This window comes from Streptomyces sp. NPDC012510, from assembly GCF_042955065.1.
GTDB lineage: Bacteria > Actinomycetota > Actinomycetes > Streptomycetales > Streptomycetaceae > Streptomyces.
In genome coordinates this window covers 283,573-310,422 of the sequence record NZ_JBIBEN010000007.1, presented here as the reverse complement: position 1 = coordinate 310,422, position 26,850 = coordinate 283,573, and the positions used below count along the sequence as shown (strand labels likewise).

Here is a 26,850-nt window from a genome sequence, read left to right as displayed (position 1 = left end):
GCTTTTACGGATCGAGGTCGTCCCCGGCCCGCTCGTCGAAGACCCGCATCGCCTTGGCGGTGACCGGGCCCGGGGCGGGCGCCAGTGCGCGGGAGTCGACGCGGTGGACGGCCTGTACGTCGCGCAGGGTCGAGGTCAGGAAGATCTCGTCGGCATGTTCCAGGACGTCCAGTGGCAGATCGGTCTCGCGGGCGCCGGTCCACTCGACGACGAGGGCGCGGGTGATGCCCGCGAGGCAGCCGGAAGCCACCGGCGGCGTGTGGATCTCGCCGTCGAGGACGACGAAGACGTTGGAGCCCGTGCCCTCGCAGAGCCGTCCCACCGTGTTGGCGAAGAGCGCCTCGGTCGCGCCGTGTTCGTGGGCGCGGGCGAGAGCGACGACGTTCTCGGCGTACGAGGTGGTCTTCAGGCCGGTGAGGGCGCCGCGCTCGTTGCGGGTCCACGGGACGGTGATCGCGGCGGTGGAGTCCGCGCGCCGGGTGCTCTCGCCGAGGGCGACGACGAGCGTGGGGCCGCTCTCGCCCCGGTCGGAGCCGAGCGGGGAGACACCTCCGGTGTACGTGATGCGCAGACGGCCCAACGCCATGGGGTTGGCGGCCACGACGGCCTCGCAGGCGCGGCGCACCTCGTCGAGGTCGGGCTCGGGCAGCCCGAGTCCGCGCGCCGAGCGGGCGAGCCGGTCGAGGTGGCGGGTGAGCGCGAAAGAACGCCCGTCGACCGCCTTCACGGTCTCGAAGACGCCGTCGCCCACGGTCAGCCCGTGGTCGAGGACGGAGACACGGGCGGAGTCGATGTCCTGCAGTCCGCCGTCCAGCCAGATCTTCACGTAAGGGTCCTCCCACTCGCCTCGTACGTCCCCGACGCTACCGCGAGCAGTCGCGCGGCCTTCAGCTCGGTCTCCCGCCATTCCGCCTCGGGGTCCGAGCCCCAGGTGATGCCCGCGCCCGTGCCGAAGCGCAGCTCGCCCGCCGCCCGGTCGATCCAGAAGGTACGGATGCCCACGGCCAGCTCCGCGGTGCCCCGGTCGGCGTCGACCCAGCCGACGCCCCCGCAGTACGGGCCGCGCGGGGCGGTCTCCAGGGCGTCGATGATCCGCAGTGCGCTCGACTTGGGAGCGCCGGTGACGGAACCGGGCGGGAAGGTGGCGGCGAGCAGTTCCGGCCAGCCGGCGTCCGCGCGCAGCTCGCCGCGCACCAGGGAGACGAGGTGGACCAGCCCGGGGTGCTTCTCCACGGCGCACAGGTCGGGCACGGTGACGGAGCCGGTGGCGCAGACCTGGCCGATGTCGTTGCGGACCAGGTCGACGATCATGACGTTCTCGGCGTAGTCCTTCTCCAGGAGGTCCGCCTCGGTGCGTCCGGTGCCCTTGATCGGGCCGGACTCGACGACCCGGCCGTCGCGGCGCAGGAAGAGTTCGGGGGACGCGGTGGCGATCTCGACTCCGTGCGACGGCAGACGAATCGTTCCTGCGAAGGGTGCCGGGTTGCCGTGTGCCAGCAGCGCGGTCAGGGCGTCCACGTCGGCGTCGGGCGCGACGGGCGCCGACAGGACGCGACAGAGGTTCGCCTGGTACACCTCGCCGGCCGCGATGTGGTCTCGGATCCGGCGCACGCCCGCCGTGTACGCGGCGCGGTCGAGGGACGACGTCCAGTCGGCGACACCCGGCCCCCGCCACTCCCCCGGCACCACGGCGGGCGCCGGCTCGCGGCGTACGTCACCGAAACGCGCGCACACCAGACCGCCCTCGTAGTCCGCGCACACCGCCCAGAAGCCGGACGAGTCCAGGGCGGTGGCGTCGCTGGTCACGTCGGTGAGACCGGTGGCCAGGAGGTTGCCGAAGCGGGCGAGCGGAGGGAGGTCGGGCACGCAGTCGAGTCTAGGACGGGTGCCCCGCGGGCGGGCCCGGCCGGGTCCCGGACCAGGCGCACCGCAGCACGCTGCACAAACGCGTTTTTGTACTGGCCCCGGAATCCGCTAGAGTTCAACTCGTCGCCGGGACGCGGAAGCGGTCGGAACCGACAAGCGGACGTAGCTCAGTTGGTAGAGCGCAACCTTGCCAAGGTTGAGGTCGCCAGTTCGAACCTGGTCGTCCGCTCGCAGGAAAGTGGGGGATCTTATCGAGACCCCACACTCCTGGTGGAGTGGCCGAGAGGCGAGGCAACGGCCTGCAAAGCCGTCTACACGGGTTCAAATCCCGTCTCCACCTCCAAGGACGATTAGCTCAGCGGGAGAGCGCTTCCCTGACACGGAAGAGGTCACTGGTTCAATCCCAGTATCGTCCACTGAGGCCTCAGGGCTTCTGGAGCCGTCCGGCTTCGACCCGCGCGATTAGCTCAGCGGGAGAGCGCTTCCCTGACACGGAAGAGGTCACTGGTTCAATCCCAGTATCGCGCACGCAAGATCCACAGTCCTCGGGCTGTGATCCCGAGGACGATTAGCTCAGCGGGAGAGCGCTTCCCTGACACGGAAGAGGTCACTGGTTCAATCCCAGTATCGTCCACACACGCCGAGCCCCCGGCCGTCTCGTACGGTCGGGGGCTTCGTCGTACGTATGGCGCGGGTGCGCCATACGCGTGGGCTCAGCTGGAGAAGAGCATGTGGCCGAAGCCGCGGTTGTGACCGTGGTGGCCGTGGTGTCCGCCGTGGTGACCGGCGTGCGGGGCGCCCCAGGCGGGAGCGCCGTGGCCGCCACCGGCCGGGTACTGCGGGGCAGCCGGCGGGGGCGGAACGGCCGGGCCGCCGGCCCACTGGCCCTCCAGGCGGGTCAGGGCCTCCAGCTCGCCGTAGTCGAGGAAGATCCCGCGGCAGCCGCTGCACTGCTCGATCTGGACGCCATTGCGGTTGTAGGTGTGCATCGGCGCATGGCACTTCGGACACTGCATGTGCATGGTTCGGCTCAACTCCTCGCCGTTCGGTCCTGCTTCGCGTTACGCCAGGACAGACACTGTCCGGCGGCGGTCGGTTGCACCCTACTTCGGGAAACCGCCGACCAACTCCGGCGGGATGCCTTCCATTCGGTCACATGCGTCCACAACGGACCGCTGGGCGTCGTCGAGAGGTCGGCCGGACGCCGTGGACTTCGCGATCGCCAGGGCCGCCGTCTGCACGGTGAGCGCGCGGGCCGGCACGTCCAGTACGGGCCAGGGGTCACCCTGCGCGGGGACCGCCGGGCCCCTGGCCCGCTGGTACGCGGTGAGGAAGCGGGTCCACTCGTCGGGCAGGAGAAGACCGCAGGCGTACCAGGCGGCCGGGCGGGCGAGATCCCAGGCGGGGACGCCCACACCGAGGTCGTCGACGTCTATCAGCCGCCAGGGGCCGGTGGTCGCCGGGTTGCGGACCAACTGGCCGAGGTGCAGGTCGCCGTGGCAGAGGGTGGTCGTGTCGGACATGGGGGCCTCGGCCCTGGCCCAGGCGGGCAGGGTGTGCCAGGCACGGAGGATCGAGGTGGTGGCCGGGTGGTGCGGTGCGGCGGCCTTGAGCCGGACGATGGCCTGGGCCGCCTTGACCGGGCCCCGCATGGGCGGCAGGCCCGGGGGCGCGAGCTGCCGGTGGAGGCGGGCAAGGAGGATGGCCGCCTCTTCCCAGGGGGCGTGCTCCGGAGCTTCCGGGTCGACGGGGGTGCCGTACGGCCAGAACGTGATGAGGCGGCCGTGGAGGGGGGCGGCTGTGGGGTGGAGAGGGGCCAGGAGGATGTCGGGGTTGTCGGTGGCGACGGTCAGGCGGAGGGTGAGGGCGGTGGGGTTCGTGTCGGGGGCGTGCGCTTTGGCCACGGTGTCCGCGTGGCGGACCACCGTGCCGTCGTCGCGTTCCGCGAGGACCGTGTCGGGGTGGGAGCAGGGGGTGGGTTCGGGATGGACCGTGCGGCGTGCCTTGGCCCTGAGCGCGGGGAGCACGCCGGGATCGGCTGTGGCGGTCATGGGTCTCCCTGCTCGGTCGTACGGCGCTGTGGTGAGCCTACGTTTCGGGTGCGCTTTGCGGGGGTGGCCGGGGGGTTTCCGATGCTCGGCGGCCGCGAGGTGCCGTCTGCGCCCGCCCATGCCGCCTCAGCGGCACGACTGTCCGCAGCGCGCGAAGGGGTGGGAGCAGAGCGAAGAGGGTGGCACGGGAAGCAGGGCGAGGGCGGGAGGCGGCACAGCGGCGTGCGTGCGCGTGGTGGGGGGAAGCGGGTGAGCTGTCGGGCGGGCCACGCAAAAAGCAACGCCCGCGCAGCTCCCCAGCTGCGCGGGCGTCTGTTGCCGTCCGCCGCACCCCCGTCCCCACGGGGTTTCATGGATGGATGTCCCCACCCGGACCGCTCTTCCGGGCCTGAGGTCGCCGCTCAGCGCCCCAGCATCACACCCACGGACGACGCTTGTGTGACCACTGCCTCCCAGCCGCCGAAGGCGTACACGAGCAGGGCCGCCAGGGGGAGGACCATCGCGGTCGCCACCAAGGGGTGACGACGACCCACGCGGCGGTCGGCGGTGAACACCCTGCGCTCCCGAGTCCGGATCGCCGTCCGCGGCGCCGTGTGGGCCATGGTCCCTCCTCCTGTTCGATCTCGGTTGTCGTTCGTCGTTGGCAGCGGCGGGTGTCTGACCTCGGGGGACGAGTGCTGCACCCGCCGCTTGACCTCAAATCTAGGCGCGCGGCGGGTGTGGGTCGTCATGCCCTCGTACCGATTGGCTGGCCTCCCGGAGGATGAGCGATGACCTGCGACGTACTCCCCAGGGTGGAGACGAGGTCCTAGGTCTCGGGGTCTTCCCGGAGGGGACGCCTGGCTGATGCCTGGAGTGCCCCGGCTTGTTACTGGTTTCGCTCCGCGCCGTCCTCGCGGGGAACCGGCTGTTCCACCAGCACCGGCACTCGTCGCCGTGACCTCGCCGTCCGCACGACGGAGCAGACGGGGGTCCCCCGCGCGAGCCCGGCCGGGCGCGGGGAGGGTGACTTCGCTCACTTCCGCCACACCCCGTTCGACCGCCGACTCCACGCGGCGGACCGCCCCGCTCACGATCACCTCGTAGGTACACGTCGTGTCCCCGGCGTACACGACCGTCTCCACACGGTCACCCTTCACGGGTTCAATCCCCCTTCTGAAGAGGGCGGTTGAGGTAAGGCACCACCCAACAGGGTCCCGAACTCCTGTTCCCTGACCACCCTTCGGGTTTTCCACCCGGCACGGACAATCGATCGGGTCGTGAGGGCGCGGCCTCTGCGCACGCCCGGCCGTGGAAACGTAAGCTGTGGCTCGTCAGATGGAACGGGCAGCGGGGATGAACATGGCGATGATGCGCCTGAGGCGCGAGGACCCGCGCGTCGTCGGCTCGTTCAGGATCCACAGACGGCTCGGCGCGGGCGGGATGGGCGTCGTCTACCTGGGCTCCGACCGGCGTGGCCAGCGAGTCGCGCTGAAGGTGATCCGGCCGGATCTGGCGGAGGATCAGGAGTTCAGATCGCGGTTCGCGCGCGAGGTGTCGGCCGCGCGGCGGATCAGGGGCGGGTGCACGGCCCGGCTGGTCGCCGCCGATCTGGAGGCGGACCGGCCCTGGTTCGCCACGCAGTACGTGCCGGGGCCCTCGCTGCACGACAAGGTCGCCGAGGAGGGGCCCATGTCGGCCGCCGATGTGGCCGCCGTCGGAGCCGCCCTCTCCGAGGGGCTGGTGGCCGTGCACGAGGCCGGTGTCGTACACCGGGACCTGAAGCCGTCCAACATCCTGCTGTCCCCCAAGGGCCCTCGCATCATCGACTTCGGTATCGCGTGGGCCACCGGGGCCTCAACCCTGACCCATGTCGGTACGGCCGTCGGTTCGCCCGGCTTTCTCGCACCCGAACAGGTGCGCGGGGCCGTGGTCACACCGGCCACGGACGTCTTCTCTCTCGGCGCGACGCTCGCCTACGCGGCGACCTCCGACTCCCCCTTCGGACAAGGCAGTTCGGAGGTCATGCTCTATCGGGTGGTGCACGAGGAGCCGCAACTGCGCGGGGTGCCCGACGCGATCGCCCCCCTCGTCCGCGCCTGTCTGGCGAAGGACCCCGAGGAGCGGCCCAGCACGCTGCAACTGTCGCTGCGGCTGAAGGAGATCGCCGCCCGCGAGGCGCAGGGGCCGGCCGATGCCCGGCCGCCCGCGCCACGTACGGATCCTGACCGCCCGTCGGGGCGGCTCGCCGAGCAGTACGTCCAGCAGCGCACACTGCGGCAGCCGCCCGAGACACGGAGGTCACAGCCAGGCAAGCCGGGGTCGCAGGGTACACCGCCGCCCAGGACCGGGGGCGGTTCACGGACCGGCGGGGGCGGCGGTTCACGGACCGGCGGGGGCGCACGGCCGACGGGACGTCCCGTTTCCTCCCGCAACTCCACCGGATCCGGGAAGCGGCCCGGGCCGCGCAATGGCACCGGGCGGACCGGGCCCCGTACCAACGGGACGGGGCGGCGGCCCGCCAATCCTCGGTTGCTGCGGCAACGGCTCGTGGTGTTCGTCGTGGTGACGCTGCTGGCGGCGCTCGGTATCGCAGCGGCGCAGGGGTGTCAGGGGCCGTCGCAGGGGCTCAACGGGGAGAGTGTGCGGCAGGGGCGGTCGCTGCCGGAGCTGGGCGGCGACTGACGAGGCCGGGCGACAAGTTCGTCAAGGTCGTCAAGGTCGTCAAGGACAGAGCTCGGGACTGTGGCTACGTCGTTCACCGCGGGTCGGTGGGGGGGGCGGGGCGCGCCCACGCGGCCAAGCCGCCGCACATCGACACGGGCCCGCGCCCTGACTATGCCCCTCCGCTGACCTCCCGTCAGGCCTGTGGTCGCCCCGTCGCCACCGCGTAGAAGGCCACTGCCGCCGCCGCGCCCACGTTGAGGGAGTCGACTCCGTGGGCCATGGGGATGCGGACCCATTCGTCGGCGGACATGAGGGCCTTGGTGGAGAGGCCGTCGCCCTCGGCGCCGAGCATCAGGGCGACGCGGTCCATACGGTGAGCGGCGGTCTCGTCGAGGGACTTCGCCTTCTCGTCCGGAGTCAGTGCGAGAAGGGCGAAGCCGGCGTCGCGCACCGCGTCGAGACCCTTGGGCCAGGTCTCCAGACGGGCGTACGGGACCGAGAAGACCGCGCCCATGGAGACCTTGACGCTGCGCCGGTAGAGCGGGTCGGCGCAGTCCGGGGAGAGCAGGACCGCGTCCATGCCGAGGGCGGCGGCCGAACGGAAGATCGCGCCGATGTTGGTGTGGTCGTTGACCGACTCCATGATCACGACACGGCGGGCGGCCCCCAGGAGCTGGTCGGCCGCCGGCAGGGGCTTGCGCTGCATGGAGGCCAGGGCGCCCCGGTGCACGTGGTATCCGGTGACCCGTTCGGCGAGTTCCGGGCTGACCGCGTAGACGGGGGCCGGGAGTTCGTCGATGACATCGCGCATGACGTCGACCCACTTGGCGGAGAGCAGCATCGAGCGCATCTCGTAGCCGGCTTCCTTGGCGCGTCTGATGACCTTCTCGCCCTCGGCGATGAACAGGCCCTCGGCGGGTTCGCGCTTGCGGCGCAGCTCCACGTCGGTCAGGCCGGTGTAGTCGCGCAGGCGCGGGTCGTCGGGGTCCTCAACGGTGATGAGATCGGCCACAGGGTGATACTGCCTTGTCCTGGGTGTGGTGCCAACGGCTCGGGACGGGTGGGTTACCCGTGGTTACGTGTCGCTGCCCCGGGGTGTGACCCGGAATCAGAGGTTCGACTGGGGGCCCACCTTCACGACCTCACCGATCACGATGACGGCGGGCGGCCTGACTTCCCGGGTCCGCGCGGTCTCGGCGACCGTGGCGAGGGTCGCGTCGACCCGGCGCTGGGCGGCGGTGGTGCCTTCCTGGATCAGGGCGACCGGGGTGTCCGGGGACTTGCCGTTGCCCACCAGGGTCTCGGCGATCCGGCCGATCTTGTCGACGCCCATGAGGATCACCAGGGTGCCGGTCAGCTTGGCGAGGGCGGCCCAGTCGACCAGGGAACGCTCGTCGTCGGGGGCCACATGGCCGCTGACCACGGTGAACTCATGGGCGACGCCCCGATGGGTGACCGGGATGCCGGCCGCGCTCGGGACGGAGATCGAGCTGGAGATGCCGGGGACGACCGTGCAGGGGATGCCGGCCTCGGCGAGCGCGTGCAGTTCTTCCATGCCGCGGCCGAAGACGTACGGGTCTCCGCCCTTCAGCCGTACGACCGACTTGCCCTGCTTCGCGTGCTCGATCAGCGCGTTGTTGATGGCCTCCTGCGCCATGAAACGGCCGTACGGGATCTTCGCCGCGTCGATCACCTCTACGTGCGGCGGGAGTTCGGCGAGGAGGTCGCGTGGGCCGAGGCGGTCGGCGATGACGACGTCGGCCTCGGCGAGGAGGCGGCGGCCGCGCACAGTGATCAGGTCCGGGTCGCCGGGGCCGCCGCCGACGAGGGCGACGCCGGGGGTGCGGGTGCGGTGGTGGGGGGCGACGAGGGTGCCGTCGCGCAGGCCCTCGACGACCGCGTCGCGGATGGCGGCGGTGTGGCGGGGGTCGCGGCCCTCGGCTCGGGCGGTCAGGACGGCGACGGTGACGCCTTCGCTGTGGCCCGTGGCAGGGGTCCAGGCGGTGGCTTCCTCCGCGTTGTCGGAGCGGACGCACCAGATGCGGTGACGCTCTGCCTCGGCGGACGCACGCGCGTTCGCTTCGGGGTCGCCGGTGGCGATCAGGACATACCAGGCCCCGTCGAGGTCACCTTCCGTGTAGCGGCGCTTCTCCCAGGTCAGCTCGCCGGCGTCGGCCATGGCCTCCACGGAGGGGGTGGCCGACGGGGACACGAGGAGGATGTCGGCGCCGGCCGCGATGAGGGCGGGCAGGCGGCGTTGGGCGACCTGGCCGCCGCCGATAACGACCACTCGGCGGCCGGTGAGGCGGAGGCCTACGGGGTAGGCGGGGTGTTCGGCCATGAGGGTGCGGCTCCCTGCGGGGCTTTGTGCGGGTGAGGTGCGCTGCGGCTCTGGAGCGCCTCTGACGTGCGGAATTCTAGAGTGCGGGTCGAGTGGGCGGCTTGCTGGTCCCGTGGTGAGCGCCGTGGCCGACTGAACGTCCGTGGGCGGTTGTGCCCACCCTCCCCCGCTCTCGGCTTCGCTCGAGCGGGAGGTGCCCGCATCGCCCCGGTGGAGCGGCTGGCCACAACCGCGCCCGGGTCACCGAGGCACCCGGCGCCCCCCTCTGCTACTTCTCGGTCACCCCCGCCGAGTCGAAGGTCGCCACCTCGTGCATGGCTCGGGCCGCGCTCTGGACGACCGGGAGGGCGAGCAGGGCGCCGGTGCCCTCGCCGAGGCGGAGGTCTAGGTCCACCAGGGGGCGCAGGCCCAGTTTCTGGAGGGCGGCGACGTGTCCCGGCTCGGCACTGCGGTGGCCGGCGATGCAGGCGGCGAGGACCTCGGGAGCAATGGCGCGCGCCACCAGGGCGGCGGCACCGGCGCTGACGCCGTCGAGGATCACCGGTGTACGGAGGGAGGCGCCGCCGAGGAGGAGGCCGACGATGGCGGCGTGTTCGAAGCCGCCGATCGCGGCCAGAACACCGATGGGGTCCGCCGGGTCCGGCTGGTGGAGTTCGATGGCCCGGCGCACGACCTCGGTCTTGCGGGCGAGGGTCTCGTCGTTGATGCCGGTGCCCCGGCCGGTGACCTCGGAGGGGTCGGCGCCGGTGAAGACGGCGATCAGGGCGGCGGAGGCCGTGGTGTTGGCGATGCCCATCTCGCCCGTGAGGAGTGCCTTGTTGCCGGCGGCCACGAGGTCGCGGGCCGTCTCGATGCCCACCTCGATGGCCTTCTTGGCCTCCTCGCGGGTCATCGCGGGCCCGGTGGTCATGTCGGACGTACCGGCGCGCACCTTGCGCGGCAGCAACCCGGGGGTAGCCGGGAGCTCGCTCGCCACACCCACGTCCACGACGCAGACCTCGGCGCCGACCTGGGTGGCGAAGGCGTTGCAGACCGCTCCCCCGCCGAGGAAGTTGGCGACCATCTGGGCCGTCACCTCCTGCGGCCAGGGGGTGACGCCCTGGGCGTGGACACCGTGGTCGCCCGCGAAGATCGCGACGGCGGCGGGCTCCGGGATGGGCGGCGGGCACTGGCGGGAGAGACCGGACAGCTGAGCGGAGATGATCTCCAGCATGCCGAGCGCGCCGGCCGGCTTGGTCATCCGCTTCTGGCGCTCCCAGGCCTCGCCGAGCGCCTTGGCGTCCAGCGGACGGATGCCGGCGACGGTCTCGGCGAGGAGGTCGTGCGGCTCGGCGCCGGGCAGGGCGCGGCGGCCGTACGTCTCCTCGTGGACGACCCAGGACAGCGGGCGCCGCTTGGCCCAGCCCGCCTGCATCAGCTCGGGCTCCTCCGGGAACTCGTCGACGTACCCGACGCACAGGTACGCCACGACCTCCAGGTGTTCGGGCAGGCCGAGGGCGCGGACCATCTCGCGCTCGTCGAAGAAGCTGACCCAGCCGACGCCGAGGCCCTCGGCGCGGGCCGCGAGCCACAGGTTCTCGACCGCGAGCGCGGAGGAGTACGGGGCCATCTGCGGCTGGGTGTGGCGGCCCAGGGTGTGGCGGCCGCCCCGGGTCGGGTCGGCGGTGACCACGATGTTCACCGGGGTGTCGAGGATGGCCTCGATCTTCAGTTCCTTGAACTGCTTCGCCCGGCCCTTCGGCAGGGACTTCGCGTACGCCTCGCGCTGGCGCTGGGCCAGTTCGTGCATCGTACGGCGGGTGTCGGCCGAACGGATGACGACGAAGTCCCAGGGCTGCGAGTGGCCGACGGAGGGCGCCGTGTGGGCGGCCTCCAGGACGCGCAGCAGCACGTCGTGGGGGATCGGGTCGCTGCGGAAGCCGTTGCGGATGTCACGGCGCTCGCGCATGACCCTGAGGACGGCCTCGCGCTCGGCATCGTCGTAGGGGGGTGCGGCCGGGCCCGTGGGCTGCCGTACTTCGTCCCGTACGTCTTCGGGTGCTTCGTCCACCGGGGCCGCGCTCTCTTCGGCTGCTGCTACTGCTTCCACCGCTGTCGCTTCACTGTCCTCGGGCGCCGCGGCCTCGCTGTCTTCCTGGTCGGCGGCCCGGGTGTCCAGGTCCTCGGCGTTCTGGACGACCTCGGGATCCGCCCCGGCCGCCGCGAGCGGCTGCGGTACGACGGCCGGGTCGGCCTCGGCGCTGCGGGGAGCGGGGACGGTGGCCACGGGCTCCGCCGTCGCGTCCGGCTCCGGTGCCTCCTCGGCGCTCCCGGCCTGTCCCTCGGCCGCCGGGAACTCGGTGGCCACGGGCGTCGGCTGGTCGCCGGTGGGCGACTGCGGGACCGCCACCCCCTGCGGCGGGGTCGGAGCCAGGTGCGGAGCGGTCGGGACCGACCCCTCGACGGGCGCGAACTGGCCCAGGGGCTGGTCGGCGTCGGCCTGCGACTCGGGCTCGGGCCCGGGCTCCTCGTGTGCGTCCGTGAGCTGCCCCTCGAGGGTGGGCTCGCCGGGTGTCTGGACGACGGCTCCCTGAGGGGCGTCGATCCGGGAGGGCATGGGGGCCTGGGTCTCGGCGACGGAAGCGTCGTCGGTCGCGGGGTCGCCGGCGGGGGCGGCCGTGGGCTCAGCCGGGTTCTCGGGGGTCGACTGCTCGGCGGGCACGGGCTCCCCGGCAGCCGGGGCCTCGTCCGCCTGGTCCGCCTCCACCGGCTCGGACGCGTTCGCTTCCGTGGCCTGGGGCTGGGCTTCGACCACGGTCTCGGCCACGGTCTCGGCCACGGACTGCTGCCCGGCCTCCGGCTCCGGAGCGCTCTCGACGGTCTGCGCGGTCGGGTCCGCCGTCGCCGCGGGATCGACCGTGGGGTCCGCGACGGTCTCGGCAACCGCGACCGTGGCGTCCGCGACGGTCTCGGCAGCCGCGCCGGGTGCGAGCGGCTCGGCGGCCTGCGGGCCCTGGACAGCTGTGGGCTGAGGCTCCGCCTGCGCGGGCTCCAGCGGCTGTGCCTCTTCGGCGGCGGCCTCCGGCTGCGGCGGTGCGGAATCCGTCGGCAGGGCCTCGGGCGTCTCGGTTTCGGCCGCGTCGGCTGCCTCGGCCGGGGGCTGCGCCGACTGTGGCTCCTCGGCGACCGGGACTTCCGCCGCCTGCTGTGCCTGGTCCTGGGTGGGGGCCGGGTCCTGGGTGGGGGCCGGGTCCTGGGTGGGGGCCGGGTCCTGGGTGGGGGCCGGCACCGCATGCGCGGCCTGCTCGTCCGGGGCGGCGGCGGCGTTCTCCTGGTCCGGAGCGGCGGCCGTGATCCGCGCGTCCGACACTTCGGCAGCGGGCTGCTGCTCGGCTGCGGTGGTCGCGGCCTGCTGCTCGGTCGTGATCGCGGGCTGCTCGGGAACGATGGACTCCTGACCAGGGGCGGCGGGAGTCTGCTCAGGAGCGGCGGAAGTCTGTTCGGGAACGACGACGCCCTGCTCGGCGTCGTCCGTCACGACCTCCGCAGCAGCCTGTGGCAGGGCCGTGTCGGTCTGCGGAGGTGCCACGGCTGCGGGATCGGCCTGCGACTGCCCGCCCGCCTCGGGGGCGTCGGCCGCCTCGGGGGCGTCGGCCGCCTCGGGGGACGGCGTCGGCGTGCCGGTCTCGGCGGGACGGGGCGGTGCGGACGCTTCGACGGGCTCGATGCCCTGCTCGGGCTCCTGTGGGACCTGGGGCACATCCTGCGCCTCGGCGGCGGGCTGGGCCTGGGCCGGGTCGGGATCCTCGGCGGCCGGGGGGAACGGGATGGCGTCCGGCGACTGCGCGGCCGGGGCGCCGGGCACGGTCTCGTCCGGGGTCCGGGCCTCTGGGGTCTCGGCGGGCTGGGGTGCCGTCTCTCCGGGCTCGGGTGCCGACGGTGCCTCGGTCTGCGGGACCTCGGCGACCGGCGGAACCTGTGGCACCGCTGCGGTGTCTGCGATGTCCGGCACGGGCGCTACCGCGGCTGCCTCCGGGGCCTGTGGCTGGGCGTCGGCCGGTGCCTCGGCGACCTCGGTGGTCCGGGGTTGGACGTCGGCCGGGGCCTCGACCGTCTCCGGGGTCTGCGGTCGGGCGGCCACGGGGGTTCCGACGGCCGGGGTGCGGAACTGGGCGACCGCGGCTTCCTGGGCCAGGGCGTAGGCGGCGTCCTGGGCCTGGTGCAGGGCCTCCGGGTCCTGGGGGTCCGCAAGTGCCTGGGGTGCTTCCGCGACCTGCGGCGCCGCTGCGGCGGTCGATGTCTCCGCCACGGCCACGGAAGCCTGCCGCTCCTGCGGAACGACCGTTTCTGCCGCGCCCCCGGTGGCCACTCCCGGCGCGGGGGCCGCCTGTGCGGGGGCGCCGACCCACTGCGACGCTGGCTGCGGGGAGACGTCCAGGTATTCCGGGCCGGTGGTGGCGGGGCCGGGCTGGCGTGTGGCGCCGGGCGTGACGGGGGCGCCCGCCGGCCCTCGGTCGGCGAGGGAGCGGACCGGGCTGGCGGAGGCGTCGGGGGTGGGCGGGCCGAGGTGCAGCGGGCGGCGGGCCACCGGCGGCTGCGGGACGGCGGTCGCGACGGTCTGGCGGACGGCACCGAGGTCGATGGAGCCGCTGTCGCGGCCGGAGATCTCGTGCGGACCGGGCTCGTGGACCACCTGCTCCTGGGCGACGGCTTCGTGGACGACCTGGACGACGGGCTCGGGGGCCGGCGGCGGCATCTCGTTGCCCCACGCGCCCTGGGCGCCCGGCAGCAGGAGGTCTTCGTCCTCGGCGGCGGTCTCGGAGAGGTAGGTGTACGCACCCGGAGCGGGGACGCCCGGCTGCTCCACCATGCCTGCGCTCTCCGGCTGTCCCTCGGCCGGGACCTGGCCGGTGTCGGTCATGCGTACCCCTCGCCCATCGGTTAGTGCCTCCATGCCAGCTGGCCCGGGAGCGGCGCACCTACCGCCCCACTGTGGAGAACGAGCGTGCGTGCCCAGCGGCACGTGACGACCCGCCTGCATGTCGACAAAGCCATTGAATGGCCATTGTCGCGGTCGTTCCCCCGTCGCGACAGCTTGATCCGCGACGGTCCGCTGTGGACTGCGCCACGTTGCGCGTCCTCCCCGTTACGCCGTACCACACACGCCCTCAAAACGGGCGCTCTTTCCGGACATTGACCGACGAAGTGCCGGGTGTCCGGTGCGGTACAACGGTCGGCCAGCCTACCGCGCCGGTACGACAACCGGATCACGGGGAACGTTCGGGCAACGCCCCGCTGAGCAGGAACGCGACGCTCCGTTCCCGCTCCGTCCAGGCCCTCGTGTCGAGTTCGACGGACTGCACGAAGTCGCAGCGGACCTCGTACCCGTGCTCGGTCAGGTCCCGTCCGATGCGCTCGGCGGCGGGGCGGGTCAGGGCGTGGGTGACGATGCGCTGCGGGCGGCGGTCGGCGACGGCGGAGACCACCGCCGCTCCCCCGCCGCCGACGCGGACCACGTCGGGTTCGGGGAGGTTCTCCAGGACATGGGGGGCCATTCCGTGGACGACCTGGAGCTGGACGCCGAAGCGGCGGGCGGCGAGGGTCGTACGGCCGCAGGCCTCGGGATCGCGGTCGATGGCGATGACGGCGGCGCCGCAGCGGGCGGCCTCGGTGGCGAAGGCGCCGCTTCCGGAACCGATGTCCCACACCAGGTCGCCCACGCGCGGTCCCAGGTGGGCCAGTTGGGAGGAGCGCAGCAGGTCGGCCTCGCCCTCGCCCATGGCGCCGCCGTAGACGCCGGAGGGCAGTGCCCAGCCGCGTGGTCCGGTGCCGGGGTCGCGGCCGGCGAGCCAGCCGCCGCCCTCGCCCGCGGTGATGGGTCCGCCGATGACGATGACGAGGTTGGGGTCGCGCCAGGTGTGGTCGACGGCCTTGTCGGAGGTGACGACCGTGACGCGTTCGCGTTCGGTGCCGAGTTGCTCGCAGATGACGAAGGTGCGGTGCACTCCGTCGAGGAGCAGCCCGAGTTCGGCGGGCCCGGCGCCGGGTGAGGTGAGGACAGCGACCTTGGTGTGGGCGCGGCACACGTTGACCGCGCGGCGCAGCGTACGGGGGTGGGCGACGACCACCTGGGCGTCGTCCCAGGGCATTCCCGCGCGGGCGAAGGCGGCGGCCACTGAGGAGACGCCGGGGACGACCTCGACCTCCAGGCCGAACTCGGGGGCCCTGAGGGTGCGGACGACTCCGAAGAAGCCGGGATCGCCGTCGGCGAGGACGACGGCGGTGCCTCGGTGGGCGGCGATGCGGCGGGCGGCGAGGGCGACGCTGCCGAGCCGGATGCGTTCGGCGGCCGGGGGCACCTCGGGCAGTGCCAGGTGGTGGGCCGCGCCGGCGACCAAAGTGGCGGCGGCGAGGGCGGAGCGCGCCGCGTCAGTCAGGGGGGAGCCGTCCCAGCCGATCACCGTGACCCGGTCGGCCATCGTCGTCAGTCTCCAGGGTCTTCGCGAGTCGTCGGGATTTCCCGCACGGGGTCCCGTGAGACTACCTGGTGACGCGGAGGGACCCGGCGGCCGGGCGGCGGCCGTGCGCGTGCCCTTGGGTTGTTCAGTTCCAGTCCGAGTAGGACCCGAAACCACCGCTGTCGGCCAGTTCTTCGCTGACCCCTTCGATGTCCTCGGGGAGCAGGCTCCAGACGATGAAGTCCGTGCGGACCTCGGTCCAGCTGTCCTCGGCGGTGCGGGTCCGCGCTATGCAGGCGTTGCGCAGCACGCCCTCGCTGATACAGCCGATCTTCTGCGCGACCTGCTGGGAGGCGGTGTTGTCGGCGGCGGTGCGCAGCTCGATCCGCTCGAACTTCTGCTCGCGGAACAGCCACTGGGCGGTCGCGAGGGCGGCTTCGGAGGCGTAGCCCTCGCCGCGCGCCCAGGGGGCGACGACGTAGGACAGTTCCGTGGACCGGACGTGCCAGTTCGTCTTGGTCAACTGGATGACACCGACCAGGCGCTGGGTGAGGAACTCGGTGACGGCGAGGTCGATGCCGCGTCCCGAGGTGCGTTCGGTGGGCGCGTACTCGGTGATCCAGGTACGCGCCCCGCGTTCGGTGAAGGGCTGCGGGACGTCGGTCCAGGCCAGCACCTGCTCGTCGTTCATCATCTCGGTGAGCGCCGGGACGTCGTCCTCGTCGAACGGGCGCAGGACCAACCGCTCCGTGCTGATGGAGATGTCGGGGAAGGTGCTCGTCATGCGCCGCTCCGTAACCTTCGAAAACTTTGAGGGCCTGCTGAACTGCCCAGCATGCAGCATGAAAGCACCGAACCGCACCACAGGGGTCCACCCGCCGTGAGCGAGTGGACCCTGTGCGTGGCGATACGCCGTATACGTGCCGTCGGCTCGAAAGGACGGGCAGAAGGACGGCGAGGAGGACGGCCGGAAGGACGGCAAGAAGGAGGCCGGAAGGACGGAGCCGTTGCTCCACGCCGAGCCTGCTCCAGCAGGGGCCGCGACTCGGGCCAGGTCACCGGGCACCTTCCTTCACGTGGGGACTCATGGCCGAGGACGTCGATCCGCAGGCCCTGCTCGCGCGGAAACCGATCTGGGTCGCCGTCTCGCCCTGGAAGGTGACGTCGAGGGCGGTGCGGTCGTCGCCGGAGGTGTGGCCGCCCGCCGGGAAGCGGGCGGAGGTGAGTTCGGAGCCGGGGTGGCGAGCGCAGATGTAGGGGACAGACGCGAGCGGGTGTCCGTATGGCAGACAGTCATTGGGAATCATTTGTGCTGGTGAGAGCCAGTTCCATCCACATTGTGGGCATCGCGCGCTGTGGCCAGGGCCACCATGTGGCCCTGGCGGGTTTCACGGCCCGGGGCCGGGCGTGGCAGGGCTTTTGAACCGTAATAGGGTCACGGCATGCTTGTTGCCCTGACGGTGACGACCGCCGTCGCCGCGCTTCTGCTCGCCGCCTGGTGCGGTTGGGCTGCCTACCGCGATCAGCCGACCAAGGACTGGCACTTCATCGGGATGGCCGTGGTCTCGGTGCTGGCCCTCGTCCAACTGGTGGTCGGGATCGTGCAGTTGGCGCGCGGGCAGAAGCCGGAGCAGGGGACCACGATCTTCGTCTCCTACCTTCTCGGGGCGTTCGCCTGCGTCCCGGTGACCGGGTTCATGTCCCTGGCGGAACGGACCCGCTGGGGCAGCGTCACCGTCGCGGCCGGCGGCGTGGTACTCGCGGTGCTGCAGGTGAGGCTCTATGACATCTGGGGAGGCTGAGGTGAGTGTCGCTCCGCCGGAGAAGCCGGAGAAGCCAGCGAAGCCGCGGACCGGGCGGGCGCGGCTCATCAGCGGGCCGGGGATGCTGCTGGTGTGGCTGTACGGCGTGATGGTAGTCGGGGCGGTGTCACGGTCCGTCGTGCAGATCTCGACCGAGTTCGAGCACGCGCCGCTCGCGTACGCGCTGTCCGCGCTGGCCGGTGTCGTGTACGGCTTCATCACGTACTCGCTGGTGCGGGGCGGGGAGTTCGCCCGGAAGGCGGCGCGGGTGTGCTGCGCGGTGGAGTTGGCGGGTGTGCTGATCGTCGGCACGTGGACGCTGGTCGAGCCGTCGGCGTTTCCCGACAAGACGGTGTGGTCGGACTACGGGATCGACTATCTCCTCATTCCCGTGATCCTTCCGGTCACCGCCATGTACTGGCTGCGCAAGAGCGCGCAGCGGGGCAAGGCCGCCTGAGGGCCGTCAGGCGGCTGCAGGGTCCGTAACGGCTGGACGCGTCCACGCGGCGAAGCCGCAGGTCGAAACAGCCTCGTACCCTCGGGGACGCTCACGCCGTTGCCGCGTACGCCCCCGCCGGCTTCTCCAGGACCACCATCGGTACGCCGTCCTGACCCTGGCTCGTGCCGACGGTCCGGTATCCCACCCGGCGGTACAACCGCAGGTTGCCCTCGCTGCGGTGGCCGGCGCTGAGGCGGAACCTGGTGGCGCCGCGCTCCTCCGCGAGGGCGGACTCGGCGGCACGCAGCAGCCTCGCGCCGATGCCGTGGCCCTGGAGGCGCGGGTGGACGCAGAGCTTGCCGATGGAGGCGGTGCCGTCCTCGTCGAGGGCGCCGCGCACCGAGCCGACCACCTCGTCACCGAGCCGGGCCACGAACACGCAGTCCGCGGCGACCTCCGCGCGGACGGAGTCGAGGCTCTGGACGAGCGGATCGATGCGGTAGTTGCCGTACAGCGCCGCCTCGCTCTGGAAGCACAGGTACTGCAGCTTGAAGATCTGCTCGGCGTCCTGCTCGGTCGCCACCGAGATGGTCACGCTCATGCCCATGTGTGCATGCCTCCCGCTCACCTGCTCACCTGTTGTCCCTCACTCCTATCCCCGCGGTTCGCGTGCCGCAACCTCCGTGGCGAGCAATCGCCGAAGACATCCCAGACATCTGGAACGTTCCGGGCCGAGGCTGCCCTGTGAGATACCCAACTCGCCCGCGATCTCGCGGTAGGTGAGGTCCTGCGGGGAGAGCAGCGCCGCGAGGAGCCGGGGGCAGCGGCCCGGGAGTCGGCGGACGGCCGCGTGCAGCGCACGGCGGCGGACGGCCGTGAGGGCCTGCTGTTCGGGGCCCGGGGCATGGTCGTCCACGGGCTCGGCGACGTACGGGCGTTCGAGACGGGCCGTGCGGCGGCTGAGGCGGGCCTCGAAACGGACGGCGCTGCGCAGCCAGCCCTCGGGGTCGGCGGGTGGGCCGTCGGCGTCGAGCCGTTCCAGCAGGCGCAGCCAGACCGCCTGCTCCAGGTCCCCCGTGTCCGCGCCGGCCGCGTACGCCTCGGCCGACACCTCCGCGACCAGGAGCGGACGGAGGCCGGCGAGCATGTCGTGGGTCATATGCCCCGGGACGCAGCCGCCCCGGCGGTGGGTTGCCGGGGCGGACGGGAGTCACCCCAAGAGGGACGACCGGGCTCGGGCGTTGACGGTCGGGTCCCGCGCGGGCCTGACGTCAGCGGTCGGTGAAGTCCGCGTGGGCCAGCAGGCCCGTGTCCGGGTTGTCGGTGAAGATGCCGTCGATGCCCGTCTCGAAGTACACCTTGAAGGCGCCGAAGGCGTCACCGTAGGCATTGGCGTCCGTGCCCTTGCGGAAGTCGGCCGGCAGGAAGCTGTTCTCGTTGCGCATCGTGTAGGGGTGCAGGATCAGGCCCTCGGCGTGCGCGTCGGCGACCAGGGAGGTCGGCGTGGTGAGCCTGCCGCTCGAGTCACGCGGGATGATCAGGTCGAGCGTGGGACCGATGCCGTTGGCGAAGGAGGCGATCCAGGCAAGCCCGGCCGGCTTGACCAGGTCTGCGACGGTGCGCGGGTCACCGGCCTCGACGAAGTCCCAGGGGCGGGTGGCGGCGCCGGAGAACAGGACGACCAGCGGGCTGTCGACCAGTCGGTTCAGGCGCTGGATGCTGCTCGGCTCGAACGACTGCAGGAAGACCGGCGAGTTCCTCCTGTGCCGGTTGTACTTGCGCAGCAGCTTGGCGAGCGGCTCCTCCAGACCGAGGCCCAGCTTGCGGAAGTAGGTGGGGTGCTTGGTCTCGACGTGCAGCCAGATCCGCCTGCCCCGCTTCCTGCCCTCCTTCTCGGCCCAGCGCAGCACCTCCTCGAAGGAGGGAATCTCCCAGCGGCCGTCGTAGAGCGTGTTCTCCTGCCGGTTGCCCGGGATGCGCTCCTTGGCCCGCAGGGTCTTCAGCTCGGCGAGGGTGAAGTCCTCGGTGAACCACCCGGTGTAGGTGACGCCGTCGACGACCTTGGTGGTCTTCCGGGCGGCGAACTCGGGGTGGGAGGCGACATCGGTCGTGCCCGTGATGTCGTTCTCGTGACGGCATACGAGATGACCGTCCTTCGTGGGCACGAGGTCCTGCTCGATGACGTGCGCGCCCATGTCGAGCGCCAACCGGTACGAGCCGAGCGTGTGCTCGGGGCGGTAGCCGCTGGCACCCCGGTGCGCGATGACCGTCGGGACGGGCAGGCTCCGGTAGCCGTCACCCGAACCGCCCCCCGACGTGGACGCGTCGGCTCTCGCCGTGGCCGGCAGTCCGAGCACCGTTCCGCCCGCGCCGAGCACCGCGGCACCGAGCAGCGCCCGTCGGCCCGTGCCGTGCCCCTGCTCGTTCGAGATGTGCGACTGCCGCGACTCCTGCGTCCCCATGACGGCTCCTCACCGTGATGCCCTGCACCTGTCAAAGCGGAACCGATCGTAGGTGTCCCGAGGTGACCGCCGGGAGACCTGGGACCGAACACGCGGAAGACGCCTTGTGTCACGCCGGAGGCGGAAGTTGACGGATTATTGGCTCGGTGGCGCGACGTCCGTCACATGTTGCGGCCGGTGACGGCCCACCGACGGTGCGTCACCGCAGGTAAAGGCGTGTCAACACCAGGTATCCACTCGGTGAACCCGATGTGCGTCATCCTGTGAGCCGGGAGTATCGTCCTCACCTGCACAGACTTGTACCGGAACGCTTGACATGGGAGGGCCCGTTGTCCCGCTTCGTGCTCATCAAGGCAGTGCTCGGACCGATCATGCGCCTGATGTTCCGCCCACGGGTGGAGGGTGCGGAGCACATCCCGGGGGACGGTCCGGTGATCCTCGCCGGCAATCACCTCACCTTCATCGACTCGATGGTGCTCCCGCTGGTCTGCGACCGGCAGGTCTTCTTCATCGGCAAGGACGAGTACGTCACCGGAAAGGGCGTCAAGGGCCGTCTGATGGCCTGGTTCTTCACCGGCGTCGGCATGATCCCCGTCGACCGCGACGGCGGACGGGGCGGGGTCGCCGCCCTGATGACCGGGCGGCGGGTGCTCGACGAGGGCAAGGTGTTCGGCATCTACCCGGAGGGGACGCGGTCACCCGACGGGCGGCTGTACCGGGGGCGCACCGGGATCGCCCGGCTGACGTTGATGACGGGCGCGCCGGTGGTGCCCTTCGCGATGATCGGGACCGACAAGCTCCAGCCGGGCGGGGCGGGGTTGCCCCGGCCGGGGCGGGTCACCGTGCGGTTCGGTGAGGCGATGGAGTTCTCCCGGTACGAGGGGATGGACCGGGACCGGTATGTGCTGCGGGCGGTGACCGATTCCGTGATGGCCGAGGTCATGCGGTTGTCGGGGCAGGAGTATGTGGACATGTATGCGTCCAAGGCCAAGGAAGCGGCTTAGCTCCGCTGGTTGTACGGGGACTTTGGTTGTTCGTCGGGCGCGGGTCGGTGGGGGCTGGTCGCGCGGTTCCTCGCGCCCCTCAAGGTCGGCTGTCCAAGTGTTGGCCGCGGAGCAGGAACCAGGCTGCCGCTGCCGTCGCCAGCAGTACTGCCGCGCCCGCGCCCGCGGCGATGGTCAGGCCGTCGACGAAGGCTTCCTGGGCCGACGTCAGCATTGCCTGCGCCGCGTTCGGCGGCATGACCGCCGCCGCCTCCACCGCTCCGCCCAGGGACTCGTGGGCCTCGGCCGGGGTGCCCGCGGGGGCCGTGAAGTCGCGGTAGACGCCGGTCACGATGGAGCCCAGGAGCGCGATGCCCAGGGCCGCGCCCAGTTCGTACGCCGTCTCGGAGACCGCGGAGGCCGCGCCCGCCTGTTCCTTGGGAACGCTGGAGAGGATGACGTCGGCGGTGACGGTGAAGGAGAAGCCCGCGCCGATGCCGACGACCAGCAGCGCGACACCGATCAGGGGATAGCCGGTGGACTGGTCCACCAGGGTGAGCAGGCCCAAAGCCACGCCGATGGCCGCGAGGCCGCCGGCCACCACGGAGCGGACGGAGAAGCGGCGGGCGGCGGCTCCGGCGAGCAGCCCCGCTGCCACCGCGCCGACGGCTGCCGGGAGTTCCGCGATGCCGGCCTCCAACGGACCCCGCTGCTGCACGAGTTGCAGGAACTGGGAGAGGAAGAAGACCAGCCCGGACAGGCCGAGAACGGTCAGCAGGTCGGCCAGTACGGCTCCTGAGAAACCTCGGCTGCCGAACAGGCGCATGTCCAGCAGGGGATACGGCAGGGTGAGCTGGCGGCGCACGAAGAAGAACAGCCCGGCGCCACCGAAGAGGCCCGCGGCGAGGGCGTTGCCGTCGATGCCGTGCGCGGCGGTCTCCTTGACCGCGTACACGACGCCGATCATGCCGACCAGCGACAGGACGACGCTGAGCAGGTCCCACGGGCCGGGGTTCGGGTGGCGGGACTCGGGCAGCAGCTTGCTGCCGACGAGGACCAGGACGGCCATGACCGGCAGGTTGATCAGGAAGACCGAGCCCCACCAGAAGTGTTCGAGCAGGAAACCGCCGACGACCGGGCCGACCGCGGTGCCGGCGGAGGCGGTGGCTCCCCAGATGCCGACGGCGAGGCTGCGTTCGCGCGGGTCGTGGAAGAGGTTGCGGATGAGGGCGAGGGTGGCGGGCATCAGGGTCGCGCCGGCGACGCCGAGCAGCGCCCGCGCGACGATCATCATCTCGGGAGTCGTCGCGTACGCGTTGAGCACCGATGTCGCACCGAACGCGGTGGCGCCCACCAGCAGCAGCTTCTTGCGGCCGACGCGGTCACCGAGGCTGCCGGCGGAGACGAGCAGGCCCGCGATGACGAACGAGTAGACGTCGCCGATCCACAGGAGCTGGGTGCCCGAGGGCCCCAGGTCCTCACTGATGTACGGGGTCGCGAGGCCGAGGACGGTCGCGTCGACGGCCACCAGCAGCACGGCGAGCACGAGGACGGCGAGCGCGAGCCAGCGGCCGGGGCTCTGCTCCGTCTCCGTCGTGCGGGCCGGCCGCAGGGTGCTGATCATGATTCCTCTCTCGGTCGTCGGGGATGACGCAGTGCGCCGCCGAGCAGCAGCTCGACGATCATGAAGTGGAAGTCCCTGGGGGCGACGCGGCCCTCCGAGACGGCCCAGGCGCCGGAGGCCAGCAGGCCGTACAGCGCCTCGGTGAGCCAGGCCGGGGTGAGGTCGATACGGAACTCGCCGGCCGCCTGGCCGCGCTTGAAGAGGGCGGCGACCCGGTCGTCGATCCGGGTCCAGCCCTCGTTGCGCTCCTCCCCTTCGAAGAGCTGGTTCTCGGAGTAGAGGAAGGCGAGCAGGCCGGCGGCCGGTTCGATCTCCCGTACGAGCCGTCGTACGGCGTCGTGCGCCGGGCCCTCAGTCGGGCGGGCCGCGTCCAACGCGGCCTCGCACTCCGCGATACCGAGTGCCTCCAGCGCCCGCACGAGCGCGTCGCGCCCTGCGAAGTGGCGGTGCAGTGTGGCCCGGCTGATGCCGGCGGCCTTGGCGACCTCGTCCATGGTCGCGGTCGATCTACGGGTCAGCAGAGCGGCTGCGCTGCGCAGCACGTGCTCACGGTCGACAGCCATGAGACGACCATAGCCCATTTGAGACATTCATGTCTCACGAGGTGCATAGCCGTCTCATGGCTGATGGTGCAGCGGGTCCTGTGGGGGCGTCGCTCCCCCGGGTCTCGCTCAGTGCCAGGGCAGTCGGGCGCGCGTGTCCCAGTACGTCCGCGGGTCTTCGACGAGGCTCGCGAGGCGGGTCAGCTGCCCTTCGTCGAGGTCGACGACCGCCGCGTGCAGGTTGGAGGCAAGCTGGGTGGTGGTGGCGGCGCCGGAGAGGACGACGCCGGCCCATGACTGGCGCAGGACGAGCGCGAGGGCGACCGCGTCGCAGCCGAGGCCCGTCTCCCGGGCGACGGTTTTGAGCGCGTCCGGGGCGTGCGGGTCGGCCAGACGGCCGTTGGCCATGGCCTCCTTGACGATCACCGTGAGCCCGGCGTCGTGCGCCTCGGCCAGCGCGGGGGCGGCGGAGGTCTCCAGCGCGTTGTACGTCGACTGGACGGTACGGAAGAGGGGTTCGCCGTCGACGGTCACAGCGAGGGCGGCGCGGATGGCGTCCGCCTGGGCCGGGCCGCTGGTGGAGAACCCGACGGTGACGCCCTGGGAGGCGGCCTCCGCCAGCCTGGCGTGGAGTTCCTTGTCGGTGAGGGCCGGGCTGTCCGGGGTCACCGAGTGGATCTGATAGAGGTCGAGGTGGTCGCCGAGCAGCTCGGCGGTCTCGGCGCGCTGACGCTCGTACGTCCTCAGGCCGTGGTCCTTGACCTCGTGCCGTTCGGCGTCGGTGGTCCAGTCGGCGGTATAGGTGTAGCCCCATTTGCTGCCGATGACCACGTCGTCGAGGCCGGGGTGGGCGTTGAGCCAGTCGGCCAGGAACTCCTCGGAGAGGCCGTAGGAACGGGCCGCGTCGAAGTAGCGGACGCCTTGGGCGTAGGCGGCGTCGAGGAGTTCGTGGGTGCGGGTGCGGAGGGCTTCGACGGTGCGGGCCTCGCCGAGGTCGGCGTCGCGGCCGAGGTTGATGTAGCCGGGGCGGGCGACTGCGGCGAGGCCGAATCCGATGTGGCAGGTGGGGGTGGTCGCTGCGGCCAGTCGGGTGAAGGGCATCGCGGGCTCCGTTCGGTTCGGCTCCTTGCGGTCCTGAGCCAACGTAACCCGTGATGACCTTCGTTGTGCGGCGTGGGGTGCGGGGGTGGGGTGCGGGGGTGCGGGGGTGGGGGTGCGGGGGTGGGGTGCGGGCTTGGCGCAGTTCTCCGCCCCCGCCGCCCCTACCCGTCCCATCGTCGAGGGGCTGCGCCCCCTTGCCCCCCATCCGCGGGACGGTGGGGCTTCTCGCGCAGTTCCCCGCGCCCCTTACGGGCGCGTTGGCTCAGCTCTTCTTGGCTGTTGCCCATGTGTGCTGGGCCGCCACGTCACGCTTGATGTCCGCCAGTTGGATCGCCACCGCGCTCGGGGCCGTGCCTCCCCGGCCGTTCCGGGAGGCCAGGGCGCCCGGGACGTTCAGGACGGAGCGGACCTCGGGGGTGAGGTGGGACGAGATCTTGGCGAACTGGTCGTCCGTCAGATCGTTCAGTTCCTTGTTCTCGGCCTCGGCGGCCTTCACACACTCGCCGGCGACCTCGTGGGCCACGCGGAACGGAACGCCCTGCTTGACCAGCCACTCGGCGATGTCGGTGGCGAGGGAGAAGCCGGCGGGGGCCAGTTCCTCCATGCGGTCGCGGTGGACGGTGAGCGTGGCCATCATGCCGGTGAAGGCGGGCAGGAGGACTTCGAGCTGGTCGATGGAGTCGAAGACCGGCTCCTTGTCCTCCTGGAGGTCGCGGTTGTAGGCGAGGGGAAGGGCCTTCAGTGTCGCCATCAGGCCCGTCAGGTTGCCGATCAGGCGGCCGGACTTGCCTCGGGCCAGCTCCGCGATGTCGGGGTTCTTCTTCTGGGGCATGATCGACGAACCCGTCGAGAACGCGTCGTGGAGGGTCACGAAGGAGAACTCCTTCGTGTTCCAGATGATGACCTCCTCGGCGATCCGGGAGAGGTTCACCCCGATCATCGCGGTGATGAAGGCGAACTCTGCGACGAAGTCACGGGACGCCGTGCCGTCGATGGAGTTCGCGGAACTGCCGTGCTCGAAGCCGAGGTCCTCGGCCACCGCCTCCGGGTCCAGGCCGAGGCTGCTGCCCGCGAGGGCGCCCGAGCCGTACGGGGAGACCGCCGTGCGCTCGTCCCACTGGCGCAGGCGCTCCGCGTCCCGGGAGAGGGACTGCACATGGGCGAGGACGTGGTGGGCGAACAGGACCGGCTGGGCGTGCTGCAGGTGGGTGCGGCCGGGCATGGCCACGTCCGGGTGGGCCTCGGCGAGGCCGATCAGCGCGTCCTGGAGGTCGGCGATCAGACCGCCGACGGTGCGGGCGTGATCGCGCAGGTACATCCGGAAGAGAGTGGCGACCTGGTCGTTCCTGGACCGGCCGGCGCGCAGCTTGCCGCCGAGGTCCGGGCCGAGGCGCTCCAGGAGACCGCGTTCCAGGGCGGTGTGCACGTCCTCGTCGGCGATGGTCCCGACGAAGGAGCCGTCCGCGACGTCGGCCTCCAACCGGTCCAGGCCGGCCAGCATGTTCGTCAGCTCGTCGTCGGTGAGCAGGCCCGCCTTGTGCAGCACGCGCGCGTGGGCGCGGGAGCCCGCGATGTCGTACGGCGCCAGCCGCCAGTCGAAGTGGACGGACGCGGACAGCTTCGCCAGGGCCTCGGCCGGACCGTCGGCGAAACGACCGCCCCAGAGCCGTACGTCACCGCTGTTGCTGCTCACTTGCGTTGCTCCTAGGGGGATCGGTCGGGCTCACACCACGTTCTCTGTCGTGCATGAGTATGCAGAACTCTGCATGAATCGTCAATCTGGGAGAACTTTGAGAGATGCCGCGAAACCTTTGAACAAACGAAACCGCTTACTCGTAACTCTCCCCGAACGCAGGCGCCGCGTCAGTACACACCGACCACACCCGACCCGAGTGAGGCATCCGCATGTCCAGGGCTCTTCCGAAGTACAACAAGCGTCGCGTAGGGATCATCGGCGGCGCCGCCGCGGTCGTGCTCTCCGGAGCGGTCATCGCGGGTTCCGCGCTCGCCGGTGAGGGTGCCGACAACGACGGGCAGGCCGCCGCGGGGAACGCCTCCCCCGGCACCATCTCCTGCCCCGCCGTCGAGGGAAGCCTCCCGGCCATCCCCGCCTCCGCCAAGGCCGAGGTCGACCGCAACCTCGCCCAGCTGCAGACCCAGATCCAGGAAGCCAACCAGCGCCTGATCGACACCGTCGGCCAGGGCGGCCCCAACTTCGTCCAGAACGCCATCCTCGGCCCCCTGGAGGACAAGCGCGTCGCCGCCCTCAACCGCATCGAGACCGCCATCGGCCGCGCCGCCGCCAAGCCCGAAGGCCTCGAAGCACTGGCCCCCTGCCAGCTCAACCAGGGCGGCGCCGCAGGCCAGAACGCCGGAGCCGGCGCCGCGGCGGGTGCGGGTGCGGGCAACGCCGGTAACGCCGGTAACGCGGGCAACGCGGGTAACGCGGGTAACGCCGGTGCCCCCGGCACCATCTCCTGCCCCGCCGTCGAGGGAAGCCTCCCGGCCATCCCCGCCTCCGCCAAGGCCGAGGTCGACCGCAACCTCGCCCAGCTG

The 26,850-nt window shown here is 71.8% G+C and carries 21 protein-coding genes, 5 tRNA genes and 3 pseudogenes; 10 read left to right on the top strand and 19 right to left on the bottom strand.

All coding sequences use genetic code 11. The annotated features are described in order from the left end of the window. Positions 1 to 4: 4 nt before the first annotated feature. Both ACFY9I_RS16240 and ACFY9I_RS16235 read right to left on the bottom strand, forming a co-directional pair. A complete protein-coding gene (locus ACFY9I_RS16240) occupies positions 5 to 826 on the bottom strand; it encodes an aminotransferase class IV (protein ID WP_391001987.1) in 822 nt (273 codons plus the stop codon). Next, positions 823 to 1,866, bottom strand: coding sequence for a chorismate-binding protein (locus ACFY9I_RS16235; protein WP_391001985.1), 1,044 nt, complete (start codon positions 1,864 to 1,866; stop codon positions 823 to 825). Before ACFY9I_RS16235 ends, ACFY9I_RS16240 begins: the two co-directional genes overlap by 4 nt. 156 nt (positions 1,867 to 2,022) lie before the next feature. Here ACFY9I_RS16235 and ACFY9I_RS16230 point away from each other — a divergent pair. From ACFY9I_RS16230 to ACFY9I_RS16210, 5 genes are all read left to right on the top strand, one after another. Then, positions 2,023 to 2,095 (top strand) — tRNA-Gly (locus ACFY9I_RS16230). 40 nt (positions 2,096 to 2,135) lie between these two features. Continuing rightward, positions 2,136 to 2,209: transfer RNA gene (locus ACFY9I_RS16225), tRNA-Cys, on the top strand. A gap of 1 nt (position 2,210) precedes the next feature. Continuing rightward, positions 2,211 to 2,282 (top strand) — tRNA-Val (locus ACFY9I_RS16220). A gap of 40 nt (positions 2,283 to 2,322) precedes the next feature. After that, positions 2,323 to 2,394: transfer RNA gene (locus ACFY9I_RS16215), tRNA-Val, on the top strand. Between the two features lie 34 nt (positions 2,395 to 2,428). Next, positions 2,429 to 2,500: transfer RNA gene (locus ACFY9I_RS16210), tRNA-Val, on the top strand. Between the two features lie 79 nt (positions 2,501 to 2,579). On the opposite strand, the gene ACFY9I_RS16205 is transcribed toward ACFY9I_RS16210, so the two are convergent. The 4 genes and pseudogenes from ACFY9I_RS16205 to ACFY9I_RS16190 form a co-directional block, all read right to left on the bottom strand. Further along, positions 2,580 to 2,882: a zf-TFIIB domain-containing protein gene (locus ACFY9I_RS16205; RefSeq protein WP_391002124.1), complete on the bottom strand. Its 303-nt coding sequence runs from the start codon at positions 2,880 to 2,882 to the stop codon at positions 2,580 to 2,582. Positions 2,883 to 2,969: 87 nt separating this feature from the next. Then, positions 2,970 to 3,917 carry a phosphotransferase gene (locus tag ACFY9I_RS16200; RefSeq protein ID WP_391001983.1) on the bottom strand — a complete coding sequence of 316 codons (948 nt, stop codon included), beginning with the start codon at positions 3,915 to 3,917 and terminating at the stop codon, positions 2,970 to 2,972. A 401-nt stretch (positions 3,918 to 4,318) separates the two neighbouring features. Then, positions 4,319 to 4,519, bottom strand: coding sequence for a hypothetical protein (locus tag ACFY9I_RS16195; RefSeq protein ID WP_391001981.1), 201 nt, complete (start codon positions 4,517 to 4,519; stop codon positions 4,319 to 4,321). A gap of 266 nt (positions 4,520 to 4,785) precedes the next feature. Further along, positions 4,786 to 5,056, bottom strand: a pseudogene (locus ACFY9I_RS16190) (hypothetical protein). A 196-nt stretch (positions 5,057 to 5,252) separates the two neighbouring features. Between ACFY9I_RS16190 and ACFY9I_RS16185 the strand changes: the two are divergent. Then, on the top strand, positions 5,253 to 6,581 hold the full coding sequence (locus ACFY9I_RS16185; RefSeq protein ID WP_391001979.1) for a protein kinase: 1,329 nt from the start codon (positions 5,253 to 5,255) through the stop codon (positions 6,579 to 6,581). Positions 6,582 to 6,756: 175 nt separating this feature from the next. Here the strand turns inward: ACFY9I_RS16185 and ACFY9I_RS16180 are convergent, their stop codons facing one another. The 6 genes and pseudogenes from ACFY9I_RS16180 to ACFY9I_RS16155 form a co-directional block, all read right to left on the bottom strand. Then, a complete protein-coding gene (locus ACFY9I_RS16180) occupies positions 6,757 to 7,575 on the bottom strand; it encodes a TrmH family RNA methyltransferase (protein WP_391001977.1) in 819 nt (272 codons plus the stop codon). A gap of 96 nt (positions 7,576 to 7,671) precedes the next feature. Continuing rightward, entirely contained in the window at positions 7,672 to 8,904 is a 1,233-nt protein-coding gene (cobA, locus tag ACFY9I_RS16175; protein WP_391001975.1) for a uroporphyrinogen-III C-methyltransferase, read from the bottom strand. A 268-nt stretch (positions 8,905 to 9,172) separates the two neighbouring features. After that, entirely contained in the window at positions 9,173 to 13,804 is a 4,632-nt protein-coding gene (gene cobT / locus ACFY9I_RS16170) for a nicotinate-nucleotide--dimethylbenzimidazole phosphoribosyltransferase (protein WP_391001973.1), read from the bottom strand. 346 nt (positions 13,805 to 14,150) lie between these two features. Next, on the bottom strand, positions 14,151 to 15,362 hold the full coding sequence (gene cbiE, locus ACFY9I_RS16165; RefSeq protein WP_391001971.1) for a precorrin-6y C5,15-methyltransferase (decarboxylating) subunit CbiE: 1,212 nt from the start codon (positions 15,360 to 15,362) through the stop codon (positions 14,151 to 14,153). Positions 15,363 to 15,486: 124 nt separating this feature from the next. Beyond that, a complete protein-coding gene (locus tag ACFY9I_RS16160; protein WP_391001969.1) occupies positions 15,487 to 16,125 on the bottom strand; it encodes a GNAT family N-acetyltransferase in 639 nt (212 codons plus the stop codon). A gap of 349 nt (positions 16,126 to 16,474) precedes the next feature. Continuing rightward, a pseudogene (locus ACFY9I_RS16155) lies at positions 16,475 to 16,579 on the bottom strand (methionine ABC transporter ATP-binding protein); the annotation flags it as partial. 204 nt (positions 16,580 to 16,783) lie between these two features. On the opposite strand from ACFY9I_RS16155, the gene ACFY9I_RS16150 reads away from it, so the two are divergent. After that, a complete protein-coding gene (locus tag ACFY9I_RS16150; RefSeq protein ID WP_391001967.1) occupies positions 16,784 to 17,143 on the top strand; it encodes a hypothetical protein in 360 nt (119 codons plus the stop codon). After that, on the top strand, positions 17,124 to 17,600 hold the full coding sequence (locus ACFY9I_RS16145) for a hypothetical protein (RefSeq protein ID WP_391001965.1): 477 nt from the start codon (positions 17,124 to 17,126) through the stop codon (positions 17,598 to 17,600). Before ACFY9I_RS16150 ends, ACFY9I_RS16145 begins: the two co-directional genes overlap by 20 nt. 91 nt (positions 17,601 to 17,691) lie before the next feature. Here the strand turns inward: ACFY9I_RS16145 and ACFY9I_RS16140 are convergent, their stop codons facing one another. The 3 genes from ACFY9I_RS16140 to ACFY9I_RS16130 form a co-directional block, all read right to left on the bottom strand. Further along, positions 17,692 to 18,189: a GNAT family N-acetyltransferase gene (locus tag ACFY9I_RS16140; protein WP_391001963.1), complete on the bottom strand. Its 498-nt coding sequence runs from the start codon at positions 18,187 to 18,189 to the stop codon at positions 17,692 to 17,694. 45 nt (positions 18,190 to 18,234) lie between these two features. Further along, positions 18,235 to 18,741, bottom strand: coding sequence for a sigma-70 family RNA polymerase sigma factor (locus tag ACFY9I_RS16135; RefSeq protein WP_391001961.1), 507 nt, complete (start codon positions 18,739 to 18,741; stop codon positions 18,235 to 18,237). 112 nt (positions 18,742 to 18,853) lie between these two features. Beyond that, complete coding sequence (locus ACFY9I_RS16130) at positions 18,854 to 20,044, bottom strand: glycerophosphodiester phosphodiesterase family protein (protein WP_391001960.1); 1,191 nt, start codon at positions 20,042 to 20,044, stop codon at positions 18,854 to 18,856. A 329-nt stretch (positions 20,045 to 20,373) separates the two neighbouring features. Here ACFY9I_RS16130 and ACFY9I_RS16125 point away from each other — a divergent pair, with 329 nt between their 5' ends. Further along, positions 20,374 to 21,048, top strand: a complete 675-nt coding sequence (locus tag ACFY9I_RS16125) for a 1-acyl-sn-glycerol-3-phosphate acyltransferase (protein ID WP_391001958.1) — start codon at positions 20,374 to 20,376, stop codon at positions 21,046 to 21,048. Positions 21,049 to 21,127: 79 nt separating this feature from the next. On the opposite strand, the gene ACFY9I_RS16120 is transcribed toward ACFY9I_RS16125, so the two are convergent. The 4 genes from ACFY9I_RS16120 to argH form a co-directional block, all read right to left on the bottom strand. Then, the gene (locus tag ACFY9I_RS16120) at positions 21,128 to 22,651 is read right to left on the bottom strand and encodes an MFS transporter (protein ID WP_391001956.1); all 1,524 of its coding nucleotides are present in this window, start codon (positions 22,649 to 22,651) and stop codon (positions 21,128 to 21,130) included. Then, positions 22,648 to 23,214 (bottom strand): TetR family transcriptional regulator, encoded by a 567-nt coding sequence (locus ACFY9I_RS16115; RefSeq protein ID WP_391001954.1) that lies wholly within the window; start codon positions 23,212 to 23,214, stop codon positions 22,648 to 22,650. Before ACFY9I_RS16115 ends, ACFY9I_RS16120 begins: the two co-directional genes overlap by 4 nt. 108 nt (positions 23,215 to 23,322) lie before the next feature. Further along, a complete protein-coding gene (locus ACFY9I_RS16110) occupies positions 23,323 to 24,294 on the bottom strand; it encodes an aldo/keto reductase (protein ID WP_391001952.1) in 972 nt (323 codons plus the stop codon). A 262-nt stretch (positions 24,295 to 24,556) separates the two neighbouring features. Further along, on the bottom strand, positions 24,557 to 25,987 hold the full coding sequence (argH, locus tag ACFY9I_RS16105; RefSeq protein ID WP_391001950.1) for an argininosuccinate lyase: 1,431 nt from the start codon (positions 25,985 to 25,987) through the stop codon (positions 24,557 to 24,559). Between the two features lie 212 nt (positions 25,988 to 26,199). Here argH and ACFY9I_RS16100 point away from each other — a divergent pair. Further along, a pseudogene (locus ACFY9I_RS16100) lies at positions 26,200 to 26,850 on the top strand (hypothetical protein); the annotation flags it as partial.

Bases quoted from the DNA above. Each gene is read 5' to 3' on its own strand.
- cobT (WP_391001973.1), bottom strand. From the start codon at position 13,804: ATGACCGACACCGGCCAGGTCCCGGCCGAGGGACAGCCGGAGAGCGCA.
- ACFY9I_RS16115 (WP_391001954.1), bottom strand. From the start codon at position 23,214: ATGGCTGTCGACCGTGAGCACGTGCTGCGCAGCGCAGCCGCTCTGCTG.
- ACFY9I_RS16140 (WP_391001963.1), bottom strand. From the start codon at position 18,189: ATGGGCATGAGCGTGACCATCTCGGTGGCGACCGAGCAGGACGCCGAG.
- ACFY9I_RS16145 (WP_391001965.1), top strand. From the start codon at position 17,124: ATGACATCTGGGGAGGCTGAGGTGAGTGTCGCTCCGCCGGAGAAGCCG.
- ACFY9I_RS16200 (WP_391001983.1), bottom strand. From the start codon at position 3,917: ATGACCGCCACAGCCGATCCCGGCGTGCTCCCCGCGCTCAGGGCCAAG.
- ACFY9I_RS16160 (WP_391001969.1), bottom strand. From the start codon at position 16,125: ATGACGAGCACCTTCCCCGACATCTCCATCAGCACGGAGCGGTTGGTC.
- ACFY9I_RS16130 (WP_391001960.1), bottom strand. From the start codon at position 20,044: ATGGGGACGCAGGAGTCGCGGCAGTCGCACATCTCGAACGAGCAGGGG.
- ACFY9I_RS16120 (WP_391001956.1), bottom strand. From the start codon at position 22,651: ATGATCAGCACCCTGCGGCCGGCCCGCACGACGGAGACGGAGCAGAGC.
- ACFY9I_RS16135 (WP_391001961.1), bottom strand. From the start codon at position 18,741: ATGACCCACGACATGCTCGCCGGCCTCCGTCCGCTCCTGGTCGCGGAG.
- cobA (WP_391001975.1), bottom strand. From the start codon at position 8,904: ATGGCCGAACACCCCGCCTACCCCGTAGGCCTCCGCCTCACCGGCCGC.
- ACFY9I_RS16195 (WP_391001981.1), bottom strand. From the start codon at position 4,519: ATGGCCCACACGGCGCCGCGGACGGCGATCCGGACTCGGGAGCGCAGG.
- ACFY9I_RS16110 (WP_391001952.1), bottom strand. From the start codon at position 24,294: ATGCCCTTCACCCGACTGGCCGCAGCGACCACCCCCACCTGCCACATC.
- cbiE (WP_391001971.1), bottom strand. From the start codon at position 15,362: ATGGCCGACCGGGTCACGGTGATCGGCTGGGACGGCTCCCCCCTGACT.
- ACFY9I_RS16205 (WP_391002124.1), bottom strand. From the start codon at position 2,882: ATGCAGTGTCCGAAGTGCCATGCGCCGATGCACACCTACAACCGCAAT.
- ACFY9I_RS16150 (WP_391001967.1), top strand. From the start codon at position 16,784: ATGCTTGTTGCCCTGACGGTGACGACCGCCGTCGCCGCGCTTCTGCTC.
- ACFY9I_RS16185 (WP_391001979.1), top strand. From the start codon at position 5,253: ATGAACATGGCGATGATGCGCCTGAGGCGCGAGGACCCGCGCGTCGTC.